Here is a 21,826-nt window from a genome sequence, read left to right on the forward strand (position 1 = left end):
TGTTTCCACTCATAACTATGGATCATACTGGGGCTATTCATTTTTTTTTCAAGGGTAAAAATGAAAAAAGAGAGCAAAAAGCTCTCTTTTTATATAAAAAACAACGAATCGTTTATTTATCAGACGATGCAAGCTTCGCTTGTTTATCACTATAAATAATCAACGGTTGCGCATTTCCTTGGATAACTTTCTCATCTACGACGACTTTACTCACATCTTGCATAGACGGAAGATCATACATAGTATCCAATAAAACAGACTCAACAATTGAACGTAAACCACGTGCCCCTGTTTTACGTTTCATTGCTTTTTTAGCCATCTCTTTTAATGCTTTAGGACGAAACTCAAGTTCAACATCTTCAAGCTCAAATAACGCTGAATATTGTTTCGTGATTGCATTTTTCGGCACGGTTAATATTTCAACCAATGCCTCTTCATCGAGTTCAGTTAGCGTCGCAACAACTGGTAAACGCCCAATAAATTCAGGAATAAGACCATATTTAGTTAAATCTTGAGGCTCTACTTTTTTAAAGATTTCACTCAATGAGGCTTTTGAATCTTCATCTTTCACTGTCGCGCCAAAACCAATGCCTTGGCCTGTATCGACGCGTTGCTCAATGATCGTATCTAAGCCCGAGAAAGCACCACCACAGATAAATAATATCTTAGAGGTATCTACTTGAATGAATTCTTGATTAGGATGCTTACGTCCACCTTGTGGTGGAATAGATGCAACCGTACCTTCAATCAGTTTCAACAGCGCTTGCTGTACACCTTCACCAGAAACATCACGTGTTATCGATGGGTTTTCTGATTTACGCGTAATCTTATCGATTTCATCAATATAAATGATCCCACGTTGTGCTTTTTCAGCATCATAATCACATTTTTGAAGGAGTTTTTGGATGATGTTTTCGACATCTTCACCCACATAACCAGCTTCCGTTAACGTCGTTGCATCTGCCATTGCAAAAGGTACATCGAGTAAACGCGCCATGGTTTCCGCGAGTAATGTTTTACCACTGCCGGTTGGGCCAATTAAAAGAATATTACTTTTACTTAGCTCTACGCCATTGGCAACATCACCATATTTTAAACGTTTATAGTGATTATAAACCGCAACGGATAACACTTTTTTAGCCTGATCTTGCCCGATCACATAATCATCTAAGTTGGCACGAATTTCGTGTGGCGTTGGTAATGGCTTATCAACGACTTCCGCATCAGTGTCTGCGCTTATTTTTAACTCAGCAATTTCTTCTTGTATAATATCATCACAAAGATCAACACACTCATTGCAAATATACACAGAGGGGCCCGCAATCAACTTTTTGACTTCGTGCTGGCTTTTTCCACAAAAAGAGCAATACAGCAAACTGTTACTATCTTTCTTATCGGACATAATTATTCCTTGCTTATTTTCTTTTCGTTAATATAGAATCAACAATCCCATACTCTAGCGCTTCATTGGCGCGCATAAAATTATCACGATCCGTATCTTTAGTGACGACATCAATATCTTGACCCGTATGAAAGGCAAGTAACTCATTCATCAGTTTCTTGGTCGCTAAAATTTCTTTTGCATGAATTTCAAAGTCCGATGCTTGGCCTTGGAATCCACCTAATGGTTGATGGATCATCACTTTCGCATTGGGTAAACAATGACGCTTACCAGGTGCACCACTGGCCAGTAAAAATGCGCCCATACTTGCAGCCATTCCCATACACACAGTACTTACATCGGGTTTAATAAATTGCATCGTGTCGTAAATTGCCATGCCGGCACTGATTGAACCACCCGGTGAATTGATATAGATAGAAATATCTTTCTCTGGACTTTCTGATTCTAAAAATAATAACTGTGCAGTGATAACATTCGCCATCTGATCTTCAACTTGCCCAGTTAAAAATATCACACGTTCTTTTAATAAACGCGAATAAATATCATAAGAGCGCTCACCTTTGGCCGTTTGCTCAACAACCATTGGGATCAGTGTGTTACTTATTGTTCCAGTCTGTGTGGCAAATTGATTTTGCATATTTCACCCTAAATATATTTAATTAATTAAAATCGTTATGTTGAACCTGTCGCTTACAATAAAAAAGGCTCGAGTGAGAACACGCGAGCCATTAAATCTTAAGCAATTGTTTTAATGGCAATTAGACCATTAAGCAACCGTTTTATTCATGATCTCATCAAACGTTTTTTGCTCGTTTGTTACTTTTGCTTTTGCAAGAATAAAGTCAACAGCTTGCTCTTCAAGAGCTACATTTTCCATGTTCTGCATCATTTCTTTATTATTCTTATAGTACTCAACCACTTCAAGTGGATTTTCATATGCAGAAGCAGCAGATTCAATAAGTGTAGCCACTTTATCATTATCTACTTTTAATTCATTAACTTTAATGACTTCACCTAATAGTAAACCTACTTTAACGCGTTTTTCTGCTTGCTCTGTAAATAATTCAGCAGGTAACTCAGGTAAGTTTTTAGGATCCATTTGTTTACCGTAACGTTCCATCGCTTGCTTACGCAAGATATTTACTTCGCTTTCAACTAATGCTTTAGGCACATCTACTTCATTGCCTTCAACTAAAGCGGTTAATACCATATCTTTCGCTTTGTTTTTTAGCACTTGCTCAAGCTCACGTTGCATGTTCTTTTTAACGTCTTCTTTAAGCTCGTTAATTTCACCACTTTCCACACCGAATTTTTTAACAAACTCAGCACTGATCTCAGGCAAAATTTGTTCTTCAACTTTATGCAAGTTGATTTTAAATGTGGCTGCTTTACCTTTTAGGTTTTCTGCATGGTATTCAGCAGGGAAGTTAACTTCAATTGTAAATTCACTACCCACTTTATTACCGACAATACCTGATTCAAAACCTGGGATCATACGTCCAGAGCCTAATACGATTTGGAAACCTTCCGCTTTACCGCCTTCAAAGATTTCGCCATCAATAGAGCCTTCAAAATCAAGAGTTACTTGATGTTCGTCTGCAGCATCAACTTTCACTTCAGACCATGTTGCATGTTGCTTACGAAGTGTTTCAATCATTTTATCAAGATCAGCATCTGTTACTTGTGCGTCTTCTTTACTTAGCGCTAGCTCAGCAAGATCTTTTAATTCAACTTCAGGGTAAACTTCAAACGTCGCCGTGAAGATAAAGTCTTCGCCTTTTTTACGTTCTTTAGGTGCTACAGTTGGTGCGCCCGCTGGGTTTAATTTTTCAGCCATGATTGCTTCAAAAAAGTTTTTTTGCATGACTTCGCCAGCAACTTCATTTTCAACTGCATAGCCAAAACGTTTAACAATAACAGAAACAGGTACTTTACCTGCACGGAAACCATCGACACGTTGTGTTTTTGACAAATGATGAATACGACCGTTAAATTCTTTTTCAAATACGTCAGCTGCCACAGTGATAGTCATTGTGCGCTCTAGGCCTTTTGTTGCTTCAACAGAAACTTGCATGTTATTTCCTTTATTACTTTACGTTAAGTATTTTAAGTATTTGCTTAGCTATATTAAATATGGCTAATTCCTATAATTTCAAGGCCTGATCTAAAAAAACCTTGAACTATTTGGTATTCATTTAAAATAAATTCGAGTGATGATATTTAAGACGCGTTATTATAGACAAGCTTTAATAGATAGTCGAGGTTTACCCCATATTGACAGGATACATAACGCACAGTTTTTAGCTATGCGTGCCAACTTAGCATAAAAAAAGCATTAAAACGCTTTTATCTCATCTAAATGAACGCGCGCGATAGAGTCTAACTTTTTTCTTTTTCTAAAATAAAAAACCTTTGATCCCCGAAAATATAATTTGCGCGCCAATGGCTGAGACAAATAATCCGGTTATCTTCGGCATAATTTCGAGTCCTTGTTTTCCTAATAAATTTTGTAATCTATTAGAAATAAATAAAACCCATAATAATGTCAATACGGCTGCGGTTAATGAACTGATCACCACAAAAAAATCCATGGGAGTGTTCATTTCGGCGCCAATCACCAATAAGACCCCAATAACACCCGGACCAACGACAACGGGAATAGCGAGCGGCACCACAGCAAAATCTTTACTTTGTTTTAAATCTTTTTCCGGTATTTCGCCATCGCCTCGGATCATATCTAAGGCGCTCAAAAAGAGTACGGTTCCGGCGCCAATTTTAAAGGCATCTAAAGTAATACCAAAGAGACTAAAGATATACTGACCAAAACAAAGAAAGGCTAAGCAACTGACCATAACGGCAATGCCCATTTTGATAATGGCTGTTTTTTTATCAGCCTTACTCATATCCTTACTCATGGTGATAAACACCGACATAATAAAAAAGGGAGTCATCATAAAAAATATTTTTAAATAAAGTGCAAAAAAGGTGTCAATCATCGCAGTCTCCCATCTCAAAAATGAGGATGCTAACATAAGATGCGCTTATTTCCATCTGCTTTTTACACTGTATTGGCATATATTTATACTAAATACGTGTGCTGTCATATTTTATTTTTTAATGGCAAAAAAAAAACAATAAAACGCCAACAAAACAACGCGATATATCGCAATTTAATCTTCAAAAAAAACACAAATTAAAATTGAATTGCTGTCTTAAACACAGATATCGGCTTGCGACGCCCCCACTAAAGTCTGTAACTGCAATGCACTTAATTCAATATCCATACCGCGTTTACCTGCACTCACAAAAATACACGCTACATTAAAAGCACTTTGATGAATAAGCGTGCGCAAACGCTTCTTTTGTGCCAGCGGACTCACGCCGCCTAAAATGTATCCCGTTGAACGCATTAATGCGTTTTTCTCAGCCATGTGCGCTTTTTTAGCCTCAAAAAAATGCGCGACTTTTTTCATACTCAGTTTTTCAAGCACCGGCAATACCGCCACCACCAATTCGTGTTCATCGAGGCAAACAACTAAGGTTTTAAAGACCAATTCACTGCCGACACCTAATTTTTCAAGCGCCTCTTCACCATAAGTCTTTGTCTTTTTATCATGACTGTATTGATGCACTTTAAAGTCTACGTTTTGATCCTTTAAAAACCGAATAGCTGGCGTCATTGCATTCCCTTAATGATATTAATAAAGTTTGTACGTGTAGCCTTCATGCACTATCACCTTTAAGACGCTCAACTAAGCGGCTATAGCGTAGGGTTTTTTGCTTGATAGCCCTCGCCATTAACGTAAGATCTGCAAATAAAGACAAACGTAATTTAGCACGCGTGATCCCCGTATAAATAAGCTCTCGCGTCACCACGGGTAGCGACTTTTGCGGTAAGGCTAAAAGAGTATGCTCAAATTCAGAGCCCTGACTTTTATGCACGGTCATCGCAAAAACAGTTTCATGACTCGGGAGCCGGCTTGGCTGAAAATCTGCAACATCACCATCTGGCATTTCAAAATACACACGCAGTTGCCCTTTTTCATCCTTTAAACACAAACCAATATCACCATTATATAAGCCCAAATGATAATTGTTTTGGGTGATCATTATCGGCCGTCCCAAATACCACGTTTGCGCTAATTGTTGTGCCTCGACACTTTTATCAATCAGCCCTGCGCTCGCTAATACTTTTTCAGCGCGTTGATTTAATCCTTGAACGCCCCAATCGCCCTCGCGTACGGCGCACAGTATTTGAAATTTATTAAATGCTTTTAATAACGCTTTTGGGCTCAACGTTTGTTGCTTTGAGGTATGGTGCAGTAGCGTTAAATAAGGCTGATAACCATCAAGGATCATTTTATTTAATATCGGCAAACTAGACTCATTATTCTCATAATGCGCTAAATCGTCATATTTTTCACACAGTGCTAATACTTGCTCAGGGCTCGCTTGACCTTGATTAATCGCTTTTCCTAAAAAACCGATCCCCGAATATTGATCAAAACGATAACTTTTTTTCAATAAACACAAATTATCGGCCATACCGGAGCGGGTATTTCCACTCTGGCGTAAATGTTCAAACCCCGTTAAATCCGCTAATTGATGCGATTTAGTCTGACTGTAACCAGCATCAATAAAGGCGCAGATATCACCTAAAACGGCGCCCGCTTCAACCGAGGCTAATTGATCTCTATCCCCTAATAAAATAAGGCGAGCATGCTCGGGTAACGCCATTAATAATTTTGCCATCAGGGGTAAATCAACCATCGAGGCTTCATCGACTAATAATAGATCGAGATGTAAACGTTGATTTTTATTAAAGCGAAAATGATTACTCCCACCTTTCACGCCTAATAAACGATGTATGGTGCTCGCTTGTGTTGGGATCTTTTGCTTAATGTCATCATCAATATGTAGCGTGGTAAGTGCATCACGGATAGAGCTACTCAAACGGGCGGCCGCTTTACCGGTTGGCGCTACCATCTTCACAATCATATCTGGGCGCGCGCTCAATAATAACGCTAATAGTTTAGTTACCGTCGTTGTTTTACCGGTCCCAGGGCCTCCGGAGATAACGCAGCGCGCCGAGCTTAGCGCCAAGGCAGCACTTACTTTTTGCCAATCACAACGTGCATTTTCAGCAATTAAAACGTGTAATGGCGCTAAATCTTGCGCCACCTTCGCTTGCTCAAAGCACTCTTTGATAGCGACCCAATCTAATGGCGATGCTAACTGCGCAGCCGGTAAGACATCTAAGTATTTCTCACACAATAAGGGTAATGACTGCGCTTTATCTTGCTGCCAAGCCTTGAAAATATACGATAAGTCCACCGCAAATAACGTGTCTAATTGACCTTTAACATCGCCCGTTAATAATATTTGAGGCTGATGTAATAATTTATCCGCAATTAATTGCTCATATTGAGCGTAACGGCGTAAATACAACGCATTGTATTCAAGGCTTAAAGGCGCATTATCGCCAACACAAACTGAATCATACAAGCGTGCATGTGTCTGCTCAGAATTTTGTAATAAACAGCTTAAATCATGACGCTCACAAAATGCCTGTATGTCCGTTTGCATCAATACGCATTTTTCATTTAAACCGCGCGTTAACTGCTCAAGAGGCAAACAAATATGCCCAGCACCCAAATATTCACTGCAAAATACAGCGCTCAATACGGCGACATTATCGCCCCCTAATTGCGCGATAAAAGCCCCAAAGTGAAAATCAATTGGGCGCAGTAAACCTTTAGATTTCCATTGTTTTAATTCACTTAGCACGTGAGTTCCCCACTAAATAGCTTATCTAAACCATCAATTAATAAAAAATTGGGTTTCGTAAAATAAACACCATGATTGTTATCGCCTTGCATACCGCGAATAAACAGATAAAACACGCCACCTATGTGCGTCTCATAATCGTAATCTTTAATACGGCTACGCAGTAATCGATGCAGTGCTAAGGTATAAAGTTGATATTGGAAATCATAACGATGCTCAATCATTGCGTTATGAATATTCGCGCTGCTATAATCGCTCAGCGAATCACCTAAATAATTAGATTTATAATCAACAATATAATATTTCCCATGCGCCTCAAACGTCAAATCGATAAAGCCTTTTAAGTACCCTTGTACCGCTTTAAAATTTAACGGCCCAGCGCGAGCAGATAATGCATCATAAGTTTGTATCAATTTTTCTACTTGCGCGCTATAAAGCGTTTTCATACTCAAGAAAAATTGCATTTCAAGTTTTTTAGATGCCGGTAACAACTGCTTTAAACTGATTTGTGGTGTTAAAGGATGATTTAGCATTTGTTCGAACCAAAGGCTAAAAACAGGCGCCCAAAGGGGAGCATCATCATAAAGGTGCGCGCTTAACTGCGTTTCGAGTAACCTTTCAAGTTGCAGTTTATCACGACCTTGAAAATCAATTAATTCAAAGAGTAAATGTAAAAATGTACCGTGCTTAGCACCACGAGGGAAGTTAAACGGGGTTAATACAGTCTCATCTGACAATGCCTCTATTGGCAATATTGCTACCTCACTTGTCTCTGTTTTAACCTGCGTAGTCGCCGTATGCAAACGTGATAATGACGAATAACTACTGATCCACCAATTACGCTCGATACGCGCGCTAAAAACAGGTGGTGCTTGTAACTCATTTTGTTGGACTTGGGCTGCATAAATGAGCTCATTATGCGTCGCTGCGCTGCGCACGCTAATATGACTGCTACTCAGGCACATTTTATCCAAATGCACATTGAGCGCCTGCGCATCTCCAGCTAAAAGATCTTTGCCGGTTTGCAAACAAATATAACCCAATGCACTTTTTGTTAATGGACTGTTTTTTAAGCGCCCCGATTTATAGCTGGCAATCCCTAAATAACAACGCTGGATACTGCGTGTTAATCCCACATACAGTAATCTAAGATCTTCTGCTAATTGCTCTTTTTCAGTCAGCGCGACATGCGCTTTATCTTTATTCAAATCATAATAAAGCTGATGTTGATGCGTTGGATCATGAAATAAACAATCACGAGGTTTTTGATATAAGCCAGTAAAGGGCATGAACACAATATTATATTGTAAGCCCTTCGATTTATGTAACGTACTCACTTGCACTAGATCTTTTTCACTTTCCAAGCGCTGTTTTTGCTCGTTATTTTGCGATTTTTCAACACTCACCTGTTCACTAAACCAGCGAAGCAAAGCAAAGCCACCATCATGCTCTGCACTGTTTTTTTGTAGTAACTCTGTCAAATGTAAAAGATCTGTGAGTAAACGTTCACCTTGATCAAGGCTAAGCAGATGATCGGTGATCCCTTGCTCATGAAACAGTTTATGTAACATGACCAACACCCCACTTTTATCCCAAAGTGCCTGATAATTGAAAAATTGTCCTATTTTTTCTTCCCAACTTGGGCCATCTGACAATTGCTCAAAAATTTGATAAGGTGTTAATGCAAATAATTTACACCCTAACGCATTACGCAATTGTCGTTCATCCTCAGGATTTAAACACGCTTTTAAAATAAACAGCAGATCGGTACCTAAAGAGGTCGCATACACACTTTCTTTTAAGGATAAATAAACACTATTAATATTTTCATCTAATAAAGCACGGCGTATTAGGCTCGCTTCTTTTCCGGTGCGCACTAATATGGCAATATCATCCGCTTTGATTGCTTGTTTATTACCCTTTTCATCTTCTAAATAAGCCTTGCCTTGCTGGCCCAAAAGTAAAATGTTTTTAATTTCATTAACGCATGCATCGGTCATTGATAGCTTAAACGCATCTGCATTTTCACCGCCTTGAAGATGAAAAAATTGTAATGCACTTGGCGCAATATCATCCGCATTATCAATCACTAATCTTTTACGTGTAATATCGGGCACTTTAATGGGAACAAAAGGAATATCATTATCATAAATAAACGGGGCAGGACAATGGCTGAAAAAGGTATTCACCGCATCAATCATTTGTGCGCTCGAGCGATAATTAAAATCTAAACTATAGTGTGCCGATACATTTTGACGCGCTTGCATATAAGTAAATATATCTGCGCCTCGAAAACTATAAATCGCTTGTTTAGGATCGCCGATCATAAACAAACCCGCACTCTTCTCAAGCCCCTCTTTTTCAGCGTCTGCCTCTAATTTATAAATCGTTTGGAAAATGCGGTATTGCACCGGATCGGTATCTTGAAATTCATCAATCATGGCAATCGGATAGGTGTTTCTGATTTGCACCGCTAATTGATTATCGACCGATTTTTGCAGTGCACTGTCTAAACGCACTAATAAATCATCAAAACCCAATACACTTTGGCTTTGTTTATTTTTATTTAAGTGCGCTCGAACCCAATGTGTCGCCTTGATAAGAATAGTATTTTCAAGACTTAACTCCGCACTATAAATGGCTTCTATTGCGCTAAAAACAGCGTGTTTAGGAGGCGCCCCTTTTGGCGTTTTTTCATCTAAATCTTTTTGTGAAAATTTTTGTAAATTTTTAGGTAGCGTGAGCGAGCTTGAAGGTTTTGAGGCCCAAGCTGAAACCTGCGCTAACCAATTGGGTAAATTCTTTTTGGTATAACTGCGCTTAGAGACATCTGAATGGCTGATAATATCAAAGAAATCATTTGCACTCGCTTGCCACATTTCTTTGATTGCATCAATTTTCTGTAAACTTTCTCGGTATTTCTCTTTAAAATCGAGATCTTTTAAATCCGGCAAGAAATTTATTTCGGGACGCGACAAACTCGATAATAACGCTTTTTTTAGTAACTCAGGTTGCGACCAATAACTATAAATAAGCTCTGTTAAATTATCCGATAAACCATAAAAATGAGTACGCCAAAAGTCATTACACGCTTGCTCAATCAGTAAACTGTCATCTTCTAATAACTTCTGCTCAAATAAACTACCCGACTCAAAGGCATTTTGCATCAGCATACGCTGACAAAAACCATGAATAGTATAAACAGCAGCCTCATCCATTTGCAGCTCTGCAAAACGCAGTAAACGAATATCTGCGTCTATCTCGAGGCTACTATCAAGCAACGCTTGCACAAAGGGATCCGCACTTTTACCCAGCATAAAATCAAGACGCACACTAATAATACGATCTCGAATACGCGATCGCAGTTCAGCGGTCGCAGCTTCAGTAAACGTCACCACTAAAATTTTATCCACGCTCAATGGCGTTTGATGACTATTTTCATCACCATGACCTAATAATAAACGGATGAAAAGACTGGCAATGGTATAGGTTTTTCCGGTGCCCGCCGACGCTTCAATTAAACGCATCCCATAAAGAGGAAACGTTAATGCATTGAGCGATTGGGGTAAAATAGGCATTGTCATTATTGATTACTCCGCATCATATTCAATTTGATTCATATTACTTAAAAGGGGCTTAAACACTTTAAAAGAAAGCGCTTCAAATGCTAACCAATGCGCGTCTAAATGTTCATACAACGGACTAATATAGGGATCACTGCCCTCACTAAAACCGCGACTACTCGCAAAAACATCAAGGGCTGCGCTTTGACCTTGGGCGCGAGCTTCAAAACTTAAATCGTCTAACACAAAACAATCAGCTTCCGCGCTATGCACCGCAAGACTCCATGCATAAGCACTTTCAATGAAAAACGGCAAAGGATGTTGTAAACCATCTTCATACAATAAAATCAATTCCTGTAAGTGTTGATACGCATAATCAGAGGGCAGTTCTTCAAAATAAATACCACTGCCTTGACCTAATAAAATTGAATTCAAGTTTTGCGTATGCGTAATACAATAACAAAGATGATCCAGCCATAATGCCAGTATATCTTTGCCTTTTATATTCCCTGTTTTAACGCGTACCAGCCCATTCTCACAATGATCGGTTAGCTCACCAGATAAATGTTTTTCTGCAAACTGTAAGTCCACTTTTATACTGGCAATTTCGCCAACATAATAACCCGCCGTAATATCCGCTAAATCTATCATTTGTTGCTTATCTTTATTAAACACCAAACGTCCAAATTCACCACAAGGTAGTTGCCCTGCGCCTCTTAATTCATCATATAAATTCTCCAGAGGACGCCCTTCTAAAGACACGATAAATTGTTGTAATTTTAAATAATATTGTTGTAAATTATCTAACGTAAATGGCTCATCTTTTTCATTTTCACTGTCTTGTATATCTAAATAAATATCCAGACGTTGATTATAAAAAGCCTTACAGGGATGCTTTAAAAATTGTTTTAAATGTAATAATGCGATCTCAATAAGAGGCTCTGCAAGTGGAACACGGCGCATGACTTCATCTTTGGTTTCGCTTTTTGGTGCATTTAAAGCTGCCCACCAGCGCGGATCATAGGTTTGCATCTCACCGTGATAATAAGCACTGCTAAAGCTTTGCATCGGATAATAATGGTTGATCATGCGCAGTAAATTTTTAGCAGCTGGGCCGCATAGGCTCGCCTGATCCTTTTTAAGTACAAAACTTTGCTGACAATAATTGAGTAATTCAGACACTAATACCGAGGCCATCTTTTCACTATTATCATTGACGTCACGACCAATATAACTGATATAAAGGCGCTGCTCTGCTGATAATAAAGCCTCTAAAAATAAATATCTGTCTTCATCACGGCGCGACCTATCGCCTCGTTGACGATGACCTGCCATTAAATCAAAGCCCATCGGCACAATGCTGCGCGGATAAACGCCATCATTCATACCCAATAAACACACCACTTTAAAGGGAATGGAGCGCATCGGCATTAACGTACAAAAATTAACCGGCCCCGTTAAAAAACGTTGGCTGTTAGATTGACTCGACAAATGCGTTTCAAAGAACTCAAGTAAAACAACCAATGCAATGGGTTGCTCAAACTCAGCTTGCTCCGTTGCATTCATCAATACATCGATTTGATCGCGAATGAGCGTGAAAATAGCGTGATTATCATCATCTTCAAGGTAGAAAGTGCTGATTAATTGATAAATAAATTGTTGCCATTGTGGAGCGTCATAGGATTGTTGCAGATCTGTCTCTAAGCTCATCAATGCATCGATAAAATCAATAAATCGACCCAGTAAATCACCTTGCGAGCCTTCAACTTCATCATAAGGCAAAATCCCCTCAAATAACGCATCGCCCATGGCATAACCTAACAACATACGTTTTAAACCAAATAACCAGCTATTTTGCGCTTGTTCCGGTAGATCCCATTGCGCGCCACTTTGTGCGTTTAATCCCCAACGAATACCACTTTCATGGATCCATTTTTGCAAAATAACAAAATCACTTTGGGTTAAATTAAAACGCGCTAAAATAGCGGGAACTTCAAGTAATGCCAACACATTTTCACGTGTATAACGTGTTTGATTTAGGTTTAATAACTGTAAAAAACTCACTAAAATAGGGTTTTCTTGTTGCGCGCTTACATCCGAGAGTGTAAATGGAATATATCGATTATTTTCAACGCCATTAAACACCGCTTGTACATAAGGTGCGTATTGGTCAATATTAGGCACCATCACGATGATATCTTTCGGGGTTAAACGGCTATCCGCTGCAAACATCGACAATAAATTATCGTGTAAGACCTCTACTTCGCGCATGATCGTATGCGTAATATGCACAGTTAATGATGTATCGTCCGCCTCAATAGCCATCTTATCAATTGCCGACAAGCTCAATGCTTGACTACTGTCTTGTAAGGATAAAATATCAGCTTGTAGATGATGCAGTAAACTGTCGCGCTCTATATCGACAAAGGCATCTATTTCATTTTGATCCATGCAATATAACTGGTACAAAAAGTCGCGCCCCATTTTACCCATTGAGGCAAGTAGAGGATTACCCACTTCACTTTCTTCATCTCCACTCATCGCCCACGCGCGATGCGCATCATCTTTTTGCCAGCTTGAATCCTTGCCCTTTTCAATTAGGCCTTGTTTGATGCTCCATTTTTGACGTTGCTGCGCAAAACGTTTTGCTAATAATTTAGGATCAACAATATCTGCCCAATAATAACGGCATGGATTGGTTAATAAAAAATGCACTTCACAATGTTTACTTAAGCCTAATAATGCTTGTAAATACGCACTTGGTAGCGCCGACACGCCAAATACAAACAAACGTTTCGGCAAATGCGTTAACGACTTACCCTGATCTAAGATACTCAAGAAGTCTTGATACAAGCCAGCGCGGTGATAAGCTTTACCCTTTTCTTGAAAGTGTAATTCTATTTTCTCACTTAACTTTTTCCACAATTTAGCCTGCCAACGTTGCTCATTTATCCACGCGGGCTGTGCATTTATATTGTTTTCATCCCAAAGGGCTATCTCATCTAAACTGTGTTTATCCCAATGCTCTATCCACTGTGGGCGGTACACTAAATATTGATCAAAAATATCTGCTATTTTTTGACTCAATTGAAAACGTTTACGACACGTTTCATCTTCATCTAAATAATGTTGTAGGGCTGAAAAATCAGGATCGTCTAAGCATTGCGGTAGTAGTTGCATGATATGCCACGTCATCGCCATCTTATTAAAGGGGCTACTTTCAGGCACATCATCTAATACATGTTTAAATTGTTGCCAAATAAAACTGGCGGGCAAAGGAAAATCAAGATTGGCTGCAATCCCTGTTTCTTGGGCTATCTCAAGTTGTAGCCACTGCGCCATCCCCGGGCTTTGTACTAAAATGGTTTCATTTTCAAACGCGTTTTCAAGGGGGGATTGTTGTATTAAGGCCAGTAATAAATCTTTTAAAAGGGATAATTTATTTGAATGGTAAACATGAAACACAAGCTTCTCCTGAGCATCATTTATGTGCTTGATTAGTTTTGTCGTTACAATACGTTATATACGATAAACAAGTAATACTCAACGTATCGCGCCACTATCGAGATAAATAGAAGGGATCTGTAACTTAGATAGAAAATTAAGAGGTTATCGCTATTTTCAGCGTTAAAGCGCGGACGCCCGGTGCAGGGATCCTAAAACCAGCTTAAAATGTCGTGACAAATAAGTCGCCAAATTGGGTTTGGCTTGTCGTTATAGGATGAAACATCATCGCGCTACAACCAATAACAATAATCGACAATCGACAATTGCATTGGTTGCACCGACTGCGTTTATCGCATGTATTTAATCTACGAGACGAATGCCATCGTTAGCAATAACGATACGTTTATTACGGTACAATTGCCCGATTGATTTTTTAAAGTTGGCTTTACTCATTTTTAAGATCTTTGCGATCTGCTCAGGTTTGCTTTTATCATGTAAAGGTAAAAAACCTTGATTTTGTTTAAGACTTTGTAAAATACGCTCAGCCAACGCATCAACTTTCGCATAACCGACTTTAGTAAGGCCTACATCAAGCTTACCGTCTTCGCGGATCTGTTTAATATAACCGGTACAATGTTTACCAATACCCATCTCACCAAAGACTTCACTTTCAAATAAAACGCCCCAATGCAGATGATTAATAATGGCTTTAAAACCTAGCTCTGTTTTATCTGCAATTAATAAATCAACCTTTTCACCAACGTGATAATTCGCAGGGGTTTTATCTAAGAAGCGATCTAATTTAGAAGAAGCAACTAAACGCTCACTAATATCATCTTGATAAACATACACCACATAACCATAACCCTCTTTCATTGGGATATTTTGTTGGTTAAAAGGCACTAATAAATCTTTTGGTAAGCCCCAATCTAAAAAGGCGCCGACACGATTGGTATCGATCACTTTTAATGATGAAAATTTATTCACCTCAGCTTTGGCTTTTTGGGTGGTCGCAATTAATCGATCTTCCGAATCAAAATACAAAAAGACATTAAGCATATCACCAATATGCATGCTATCTGTGACATAACGACGCGGTAATAAGATCTCACCTTCTTCTAAACCATCTAAATATAAACCGAAATCAACTTCTTTGATGATTTTAAGTTCGTTATAAGTGCCAATTTTTATCATATTATTTCTCTTTCTTTATTCACTAAAGGAGATGCTAGCATCTCCTTTTTCTTATTTTAGGGCGTGTTCATTATACCAAAGGAATTAATTAAGTTTTCATGTATTGCGCAGGAAAAATTAACACTAGCAAGGCGTGAGTTGCAGGAGATAGTTGTTCTCACTTCAAAACTCACAACGCATCTAGAGATAATTTCAACAAGCAAGACGGGTAACCTTTTTAGTTCCTTTGGTATTACACCGCGATGTGGCTATTGTACGTTAATTTAAACTCTGCGCCATCACCAAGTTTAAAGGCATTTAAAAAGCCCCTAAACAAAAAAAGTAAAGAGTACAAGTATCACTAAATTCAGCCTCACTGTTTTAGTTATACCAAAGGAATTAATATAGTGATCATGTATTGCGCAGGAAAAATTAACACTAGCAAGGCGTGGGTTGTAGGAGATAGTTGTTCTCACTTCAAAACTCACAACGCAGGTAGGGATAATTTCAACAAGCAAGACGGATCACCTTTTTAGTTCCTTTGGTATTAAAGTGCAGGTTTTCTGATCTTCGCGGGCCGATTAATAACAGATAACGTCAAACGCGAACTACAAATGAGTTGCTGTTTGTCATTACATATATCTATCTGCCACACTTGCATGGTGCGCCCTAAACGCACCACTTTTGCAGTGCCGATAACCGTGCCTTTATGCATACTACGCAAATGGCTAGCATTTATTTCAAGGCCCACACACATTTTATCATCCGCAAGGGCAAGGTTTCCCGCCACACTGCCTAAGGTCTCAGCAAGCACCACAGAGGCGCCGCCATGCAAAACACCAAAAGGCTGACGCGTTCGGTTATCTACCGGCATGCTTGCTTGTAGAAAATCATCCCCTATCTTAGTGTACTCAATGCCCAATACCTCAATAATAGTATTTTCACTACTGGCATTGAGCGTGGCTAATGAGATATCTTTTTTCCATATAGACATAATTTTTACCCTCTTAAAGTAAAGTAAGTAATGCTTGTACAGGGTGTTGTAACGTCTCACCTTCAATACGCTTCACTTGGCTCCGACACGAATATCCGGTTGCCAAACACGTACTGCGCGTTCTTTTTTGTATCTCCGCTTGCCAACTTAAACTGTAAATGGCTTTTGATTGTTGCACCTTGGAGGCATCGTGCCCAAATGTACCCGCCATACCGCAGCAACCTACAGCAACATCACTTAACTGCGCGCCATAATGCGCAAAGATAGTTGCCCAATCGGAGGCCGATGATGGCTCTGCCGTTTTTTCAGTACAATGCCCAAATAAATAGAATTGTTTCCCCGTTGGGGCTTTATCTTCACCCGATAAGCGCGTTAATAACCACTCTTGAAACATTAAGACATTAAAATCACCCCGTCTAGCTGCTAATGCATGTTTATATTCATCTCGATAACAAAGTACCATCGCAGGATCGGTGCCGATCATCGGTATATCAAGATCGGCCATCAAATTTAAAAACTGTGCCGCATTGATCGCCGTCTGCGCAAATTTATCTAAAAAACCTTTAATATGTTGCGCCTTACCATTGGGCTTAAAAGGCAACAATATAGGCTGATAACCCATTTTTTTGATACTTAAAATCACATCTCCCACCACTTTTGCATCGTAATAGGTCGTAAATGGATCTTGTACAATCAACACATGTCGCGCACGCTCAATCGGTGATAAGGCTTGTAATTTTTTCAAATCAAAATGCGTATCTGGCGCATATTTTAACGACGCTTTAAGTGTCGGATACGATAATGGTGGCACATCAACCATACCCACTATCTTTTGGGTAAAAAAGGCACTCACTTTCATGTTGGTGAAAAAATTAAAAAACCGAGGCCACTTGCCCATTAAGGGGGCATAGAGCTCAACATATGCCACCAAATAATCTTGAAGGGGACGTAAGTATCGACCATAATAAATAAACATAAAACGCGCCCTAAAGGTAGGCACGTCAACTTCAATAGGGCATTGACTGCTACACGCTTTACAAGCGAGGCAACCTTGCATCGCCTGCATCACTTCATGCGAAAAATCGTATTCACCTTGGCGTTTGGCCAATGTGTTTTTAAATCGTTGTAATACATTCTTATTTTTAGCACTCAGCAGCGCATTTTCAACCTGCAACACATCAATATCATGATTTGCAAGTTGGCGTAACCATTCGCGCATTAATCCGGCACGACCTTTGGGTGAATGCACCCTATCTCCGCTTATCTTTACCGACGGACACATCGTTGACGTCGCTACATAATTAAAACATAGACCATTCCCATTACAATCAAGGGCGCCATGATAACTTTCCCGCACATTCACCGGTATTTGACGATCATAATAAGCACGTTTTCGCGCACTAACGCGCACTAATTTATCTGTCGAATCTAACGGCGTGCATATTTTCCCTGGATTAATACGATTTTGCGCATCAAAACAGCCTTTTATTTTGCGCAGTTCAAGAAACAACTCTTCGCCAAAAAAAGCAGGCCCATATTCACTGCGAAAGCCCTTTCCGTGCTCCCCCCACATTAAACCTTTATATTTTGCCGTTAACGCCACCACTTTATCGGAGATCTCATGCATTAAGGCTTCTTGATCAGGCTGACATAAATCTAACGCAGGGCGCACGTGTAAGACACCCGCGTCCACATGTCCAAACATGCCATAGTGCAGCCCTTTATCATCTAACAATTGACGAAATTCAGTAATATAAGCGGCTAAGTTCTCAGGTGGTACGCAGGTATCTTCCGCAAAAGGTAACGGTTTAGCGCGTAATGATGTTTTACCTAACAATCCCACCGCTTTTTTACGCATTGCGTATATTTTATTAATGTCAGTAAGCGAGTCGCACACTTGATAACCAATGACGCCTGCTTCCTCATGACTGAGCAATTTATCGAGTGCCGCACATAAACTAGCCACTTTCTCTTTTTGAATTTGCGCATTATCTTCTGCAAATTCAACAATGTTAAGACCATCTACAATCTTATTAGGGACATCTTTAATGAGTGATTTAATACTGTGCCAAATAATATCTTGCTTCGCTAAGTTCAAAACAGTGGAATCGACCGTCTCCACTGAAAGCGCCTTAGCCTGCACCAAAAAGGGGGCGTTTTTTAACGCAGATTGGAAACTATCGTATTTCACATTGATAAGCGTTCTATACTTCGGGATTTTTTGTATGTGCAGTTTAGCTTCACAAATAAAGGCTAAGGAGCCTTCAGCGCCACACAAAATACGGGATAAATCGACTTTTTTAAGCTGCGCATCATAAACATGCTTTAAATCGTAACCGGTTAAAAAACGGTTTAATTTTGGAAATCCAGAGGAAATTTGTGCTTCTTTTTCGGTGCATGTCGCAATGATCTGTCGATAAATGGCCCCGATTTTATCTTGGCGTGCACAAGCGTTATCTAATGCTTCGCCTTGCAATGGTGACGACGCTAATATTTCACCACTGATCAAAACTGATTTTAAGCCTAAAACATGATCGCTGGTTTTTCCATAACGTAGTGACCCTTGCCCAGAGGCATCACAACTGATCATCCCCCCAAGTGTCGCGCGATTGCTCGTAGAGAGCTCCGGTGAGAAAAAATAGCCATAAGGGGCAAGATATTCATTTAACTGATCTTTGATAACCCCTGTTTGAACCCGTACCCAGCCCTCTTTAATGTTCACCTCTAAAATTTTATGCATATATTTAGATAAATCAACAATCACACCTTTAGTCAATGATTGTCCATTGGTACCGGTGCCACCACCGCGCGGTGAAAAGGTTATCTGCGAATATTCGGGCGCTTGTGATAGTTCACAAATCAGCACGATATCTTCTATGGATTTAGGGAAAAGGAGTGCTTGAGGAAGGCATTGGTAAACACTATTATCTGTCGAGGCGCTAAGCCTGCTCGCATAACTTTTCGCGATTTCTCCCGTATAGGGTGATTGACGCAGTGCATTTAAAAAAGATAAATAGTCACTCTGTATATTTTCATCATGAGTTAATATTGGGATCATATTAAAGCTACCCTAGTCCATTAATTGATACGTAAAGCATAAAATAGTTACCAATAATAACACATTATTTTTATGTGTATAAAAGCCTCATAAAATCATTCAATTAATACATTAACTTAGCGCTGATCCTTAACATAATACTGGGAATGATGAGTAGATAAATTAATAGAGAAGTGCGTAGGTTTTAATAATGATCACATCTTCAAAAATAAAAGCCTCATACTTTTCATACTTAATTTTAGGCATAAAAAAACGTACTCTAGTGAGTACGTTTTTATTTACAGGTTAATGCATCAAAACATTTATCTTTATTCTTGATCCATTTTCGGCAAACATAAGTTGAGTACGATGGCAACAACACCACATAAACTCACACCTTGTAAGCTAAATGAGCCAAAACCAAAGGCCATGCCACCAATACCAAACACTAATGTCACTGAAACAATACATAAATTACGCGGATGTGATAAATCAACTTGATGACGAATTAACGTATTTAAGCCAACTGATGCAATACTACCGAATAATAAAATCATGATCCCGCCCATTACTGCAACAGGGATTGTTTGCAATATAGCGCCAAACTTACCCACAAAAGCTAACACGATCGCAATGATCGCAGCCCATATCATAATTTTTGGATTAAAATTACGGGTGAGCATAACCGCGCCAGTGACTTCACTATACGTAGTATTAGGAGGTCCCCCGAATAAAGCAGATACGCTCGTTGCGAGCCCATCACCAAATAAAGTGCGGTGCAAGCCCGGCTTTTTAAGGAAATCCTTACCCGTCACATTACTAATAGCAAGGATATCACCAACATGCTCAACGGCTGGCGCAATCGCCACCGGGATCATAAATAATACCGCATGCCAGTTCCATTCCGGTGCGACAAACTTTGGCACACTAAACCAAGGTGCATTTGCTATCGCAGTAAAATCGACCACACCAAAGTAAAAGGCTAATAAATAACCCACTAATACTCCAGCGAAAATAGGTACTAATTTTAATACACCTTTAGCCATTGTCGATATCAATAAGGTAGCTAATAAAGCCGGTAATGAAATCATTAACGCGGTTTCATAGGCAATAAAAACAATAGAGCCATCGCCTGATTTACCAATTGCCATGTTCACAGCCATTGGCGCAAGGCCTAGACCAATCACCATGATCACAGGTCCCACAACTACAGGGGGTAATAAACGATGAATAAAATCAACACCACGCACTTTAACGGCATAGGACATCAGCATATAAACGAGGCCGGCCGCAAAAAGACCAGACATCGTTCCCGCAATTCCCCACGTTTGTACGCCATAGGTAATAGGCGCAATAAACGCAAAAGATGACGCTAAAAAGATAGGCACTTGCCCTTTCGTCACCCATTGAAATAACAAGGTACCAAGACCTGCGGTAAACAGAGCAACATTGGCATCAAGACCGGTAATTAAAGGCATTAAAACTAATGCCCCAAAGGCCACAAATAACATTTGCCCGCCGGCAAATATTTGTTGAAGCGTATTAAAATTAGCCGTTAAATCTTCCTTTACCTGGCTATTTTTTTCATTTACTGGTTGTGGCGTATTAGCGGACATCCCTTTCTCCTGTCTTATTTAGTACCAAAAATCTTATCGCCAGCATCACCTAGTCCAGGCACAATATATCCTTGTGCATTTAGGTGCGAATCAATCGACGCTGTATAAACTTCGATATCTGGGTAAGCTGCTTCTAAGGCTTTTAGGCCCTCAGGCGCTGCTACTAAAATAAGTACTTTAATATTCGTACAACCGCTTGCCTTAAGAAGATCTAGCGTTGAAATCATTGAGCCACCCGTTGCAAGCATGGGATCAACCACTAATGCGAGACGCTCATCAATTTGGCCAACTAATTTAGAGAAATAAGGAATAGGCTCAAGTGTTTTTTCATCGCGATAAATACCGACTACGCTCACTTTCGCGCTTGGAATATTCTCTAAAACACCATCCATCATGCCTAATCCAGCTCGTAAGATTGGCACGACAGTGGCTTTTTTTCCTTTAATTTGTTGCACAACAATTTCACCATCCCAACCATTGATAGTGACATCTTCAAGTTCTAAATCTTTCGTTGCTTCATAAGTTAATAAACTAGAAACCTCACGCGCTAATTCACGAAAACGTTTTGTACTAATATCGCCTTCACGCATTAGACCTAATTTATGCTGTACTAGTGGGTGTTTAACTTCTATTACTTTCATGTTCATCTCCTTGGACAATGTTTAAATAAAACAACCGATCTCTTTTTTACACAATAAATACGTATAAAAAAAGAGCAATAACACTAAGGTTACAGCTCTTTAATTCTTTAATTTAATTTTTATATTCTCGATGACGCCACGTAGGCATATAAATAAAGGGAATATA

The 21,826-nt window shown here is 39.4% G+C and carries 13 protein-coding genes; all 13 read right to left on the minus strand.

Annotated elements, in window-relative coordinates; all coding sequences use genetic code 11:
* Positions 1 to 112 precede the first annotated feature (112 nt).
* Positions 113 to 1,402 carry an ATP-dependent protease ATP-binding subunit ClpX gene (gene clpX / locus PCNPT3_RS08905; protein ID WP_015465553.1) on the minus strand — a complete coding sequence of 430 codons (1,290 nt, stop codon included), beginning with the start codon at positions 1,400 to 1,402 and terminating at the stop codon, positions 113 to 115.
* Positions 1,403 to 1,415: 13 nt separating this feature from the next.
* Complete coding sequence (clpP, locus tag PCNPT3_RS08910) at positions 1,416 to 2,039, minus strand: ATP-dependent Clp endopeptidase proteolytic subunit ClpP (RefSeq protein WP_015465554.1); 624 nt, start codon at positions 2,037 to 2,039, stop codon at positions 1,416 to 1,418.
* A gap of 129 nt (positions 2,040 to 2,168) precedes the next feature.
* Entirely contained in the window at positions 2,169 to 3,476 is a 1,308-nt protein-coding gene (gene tig, locus PCNPT3_RS08915) for a trigger factor (protein WP_015465555.1), read from the minus strand.
* A 322-nt stretch (positions 3,477 to 3,798) separates the two neighbouring features.
* Positions 3,799 to 4,398 carry a MarC family protein gene (locus PCNPT3_RS08920; RefSeq protein ID WP_015465556.1) on the minus strand — a complete coding sequence of 200 codons (600 nt, stop codon included), beginning with the start codon at positions 4,396 to 4,398 and terminating at the stop codon, positions 3,799 to 3,801.
* Between the two features lie 216 nt (positions 4,399 to 4,614).
* Positions 4,615 to 5,082 (minus strand): Cys-tRNA(Pro) deacylase, encoded by a 468-nt coding sequence (gene ybaK, locus PCNPT3_RS08925; protein WP_015465557.1) that lies wholly within the window; start codon positions 5,080 to 5,082, stop codon positions 4,615 to 4,617.
* A gap of 43 nt (positions 5,083 to 5,125) precedes the next feature.
* Complete coding sequence (gene recD / locus PCNPT3_RS08930; protein ID WP_015465558.1) at positions 5,126 to 7,189, minus strand: exodeoxyribonuclease V subunit alpha; 2,064 nt, start codon at positions 7,187 to 7,189, stop codon at positions 5,126 to 5,128.
* On the minus strand, positions 7,183 to 10,773 hold the full coding sequence (gene recB, locus PCNPT3_RS08935) for an exodeoxyribonuclease V subunit beta (protein WP_015465559.1): 3,591 nt from the start codon (positions 10,771 to 10,773) through the stop codon (positions 7,183 to 7,185). Before recB ends, recD begins: the two co-directional genes overlap by 7 nt.
* A gap of 6 nt (positions 10,774 to 10,779) precedes the next feature.
* Positions 10,780 to 14,217, minus strand: a complete 3,438-nt coding sequence (gene recC / locus PCNPT3_RS08940; RefSeq protein WP_015465560.1) for an exodeoxyribonuclease V subunit gamma — start codon at positions 14,215 to 14,217, stop codon at positions 10,780 to 10,782.
* A 342-nt stretch (positions 14,218 to 14,559) separates the two neighbouring features.
* Entirely contained in the window at positions 14,560 to 15,393 is an 834-nt protein-coding gene (locus tag PCNPT3_RS08945) for a CvfB family protein (RefSeq protein ID WP_015465561.1), read from the minus strand.
* Between the two features lie 526 nt (positions 15,394 to 15,919).
* Positions 15,920 to 16,366 (minus strand): hotdog fold thioesterase, encoded by a 447-nt coding sequence (locus tag PCNPT3_RS08950; RefSeq protein ID WP_015465562.1) that lies wholly within the window; start codon positions 16,364 to 16,366, stop codon positions 15,920 to 15,922.
* A 13-nt stretch (positions 16,367 to 16,379) separates the two neighbouring features.
* Positions 16,380 to 19,424 (minus strand): D-2-hydroxyglutarate dehydrogenase YdiJ, encoded by a 3,045-nt coding sequence (ydiJ, locus tag PCNPT3_RS08955; RefSeq protein WP_015465563.1) that lies wholly within the window; start codon positions 19,422 to 19,424, stop codon positions 16,380 to 16,382.
* A 308-nt stretch (positions 19,425 to 19,732) separates the two neighbouring features.
* Positions 19,733 to 21,019 carry a uracil-xanthine permease family protein gene (locus PCNPT3_RS08960; RefSeq protein WP_015465564.1) on the minus strand — a complete coding sequence of 429 codons (1,287 nt, stop codon included), beginning with the start codon at positions 21,017 to 21,019 and terminating at the stop codon, positions 19,733 to 19,735.
* 14 nt (positions 21,020 to 21,033) lie between these two features.
* Complete coding sequence (gene upp / locus PCNPT3_RS08965; RefSeq protein WP_015465565.1) at positions 21,034 to 21,660, minus strand: uracil phosphoribosyltransferase; 627 nt, start codon at positions 21,658 to 21,660, stop codon at positions 21,034 to 21,036.
* Between the last annotated feature and the right edge of the window lie 166 nt (positions 21,661 to 21,826).

Source organism: Psychromonas sp. CNPT3 (genome assembly GCF_000153405.2).
GTDB lineage: Bacteria > Pseudomonadota > Gammaproteobacteria > Enterobacterales > Psychromonadaceae > Psychromonas.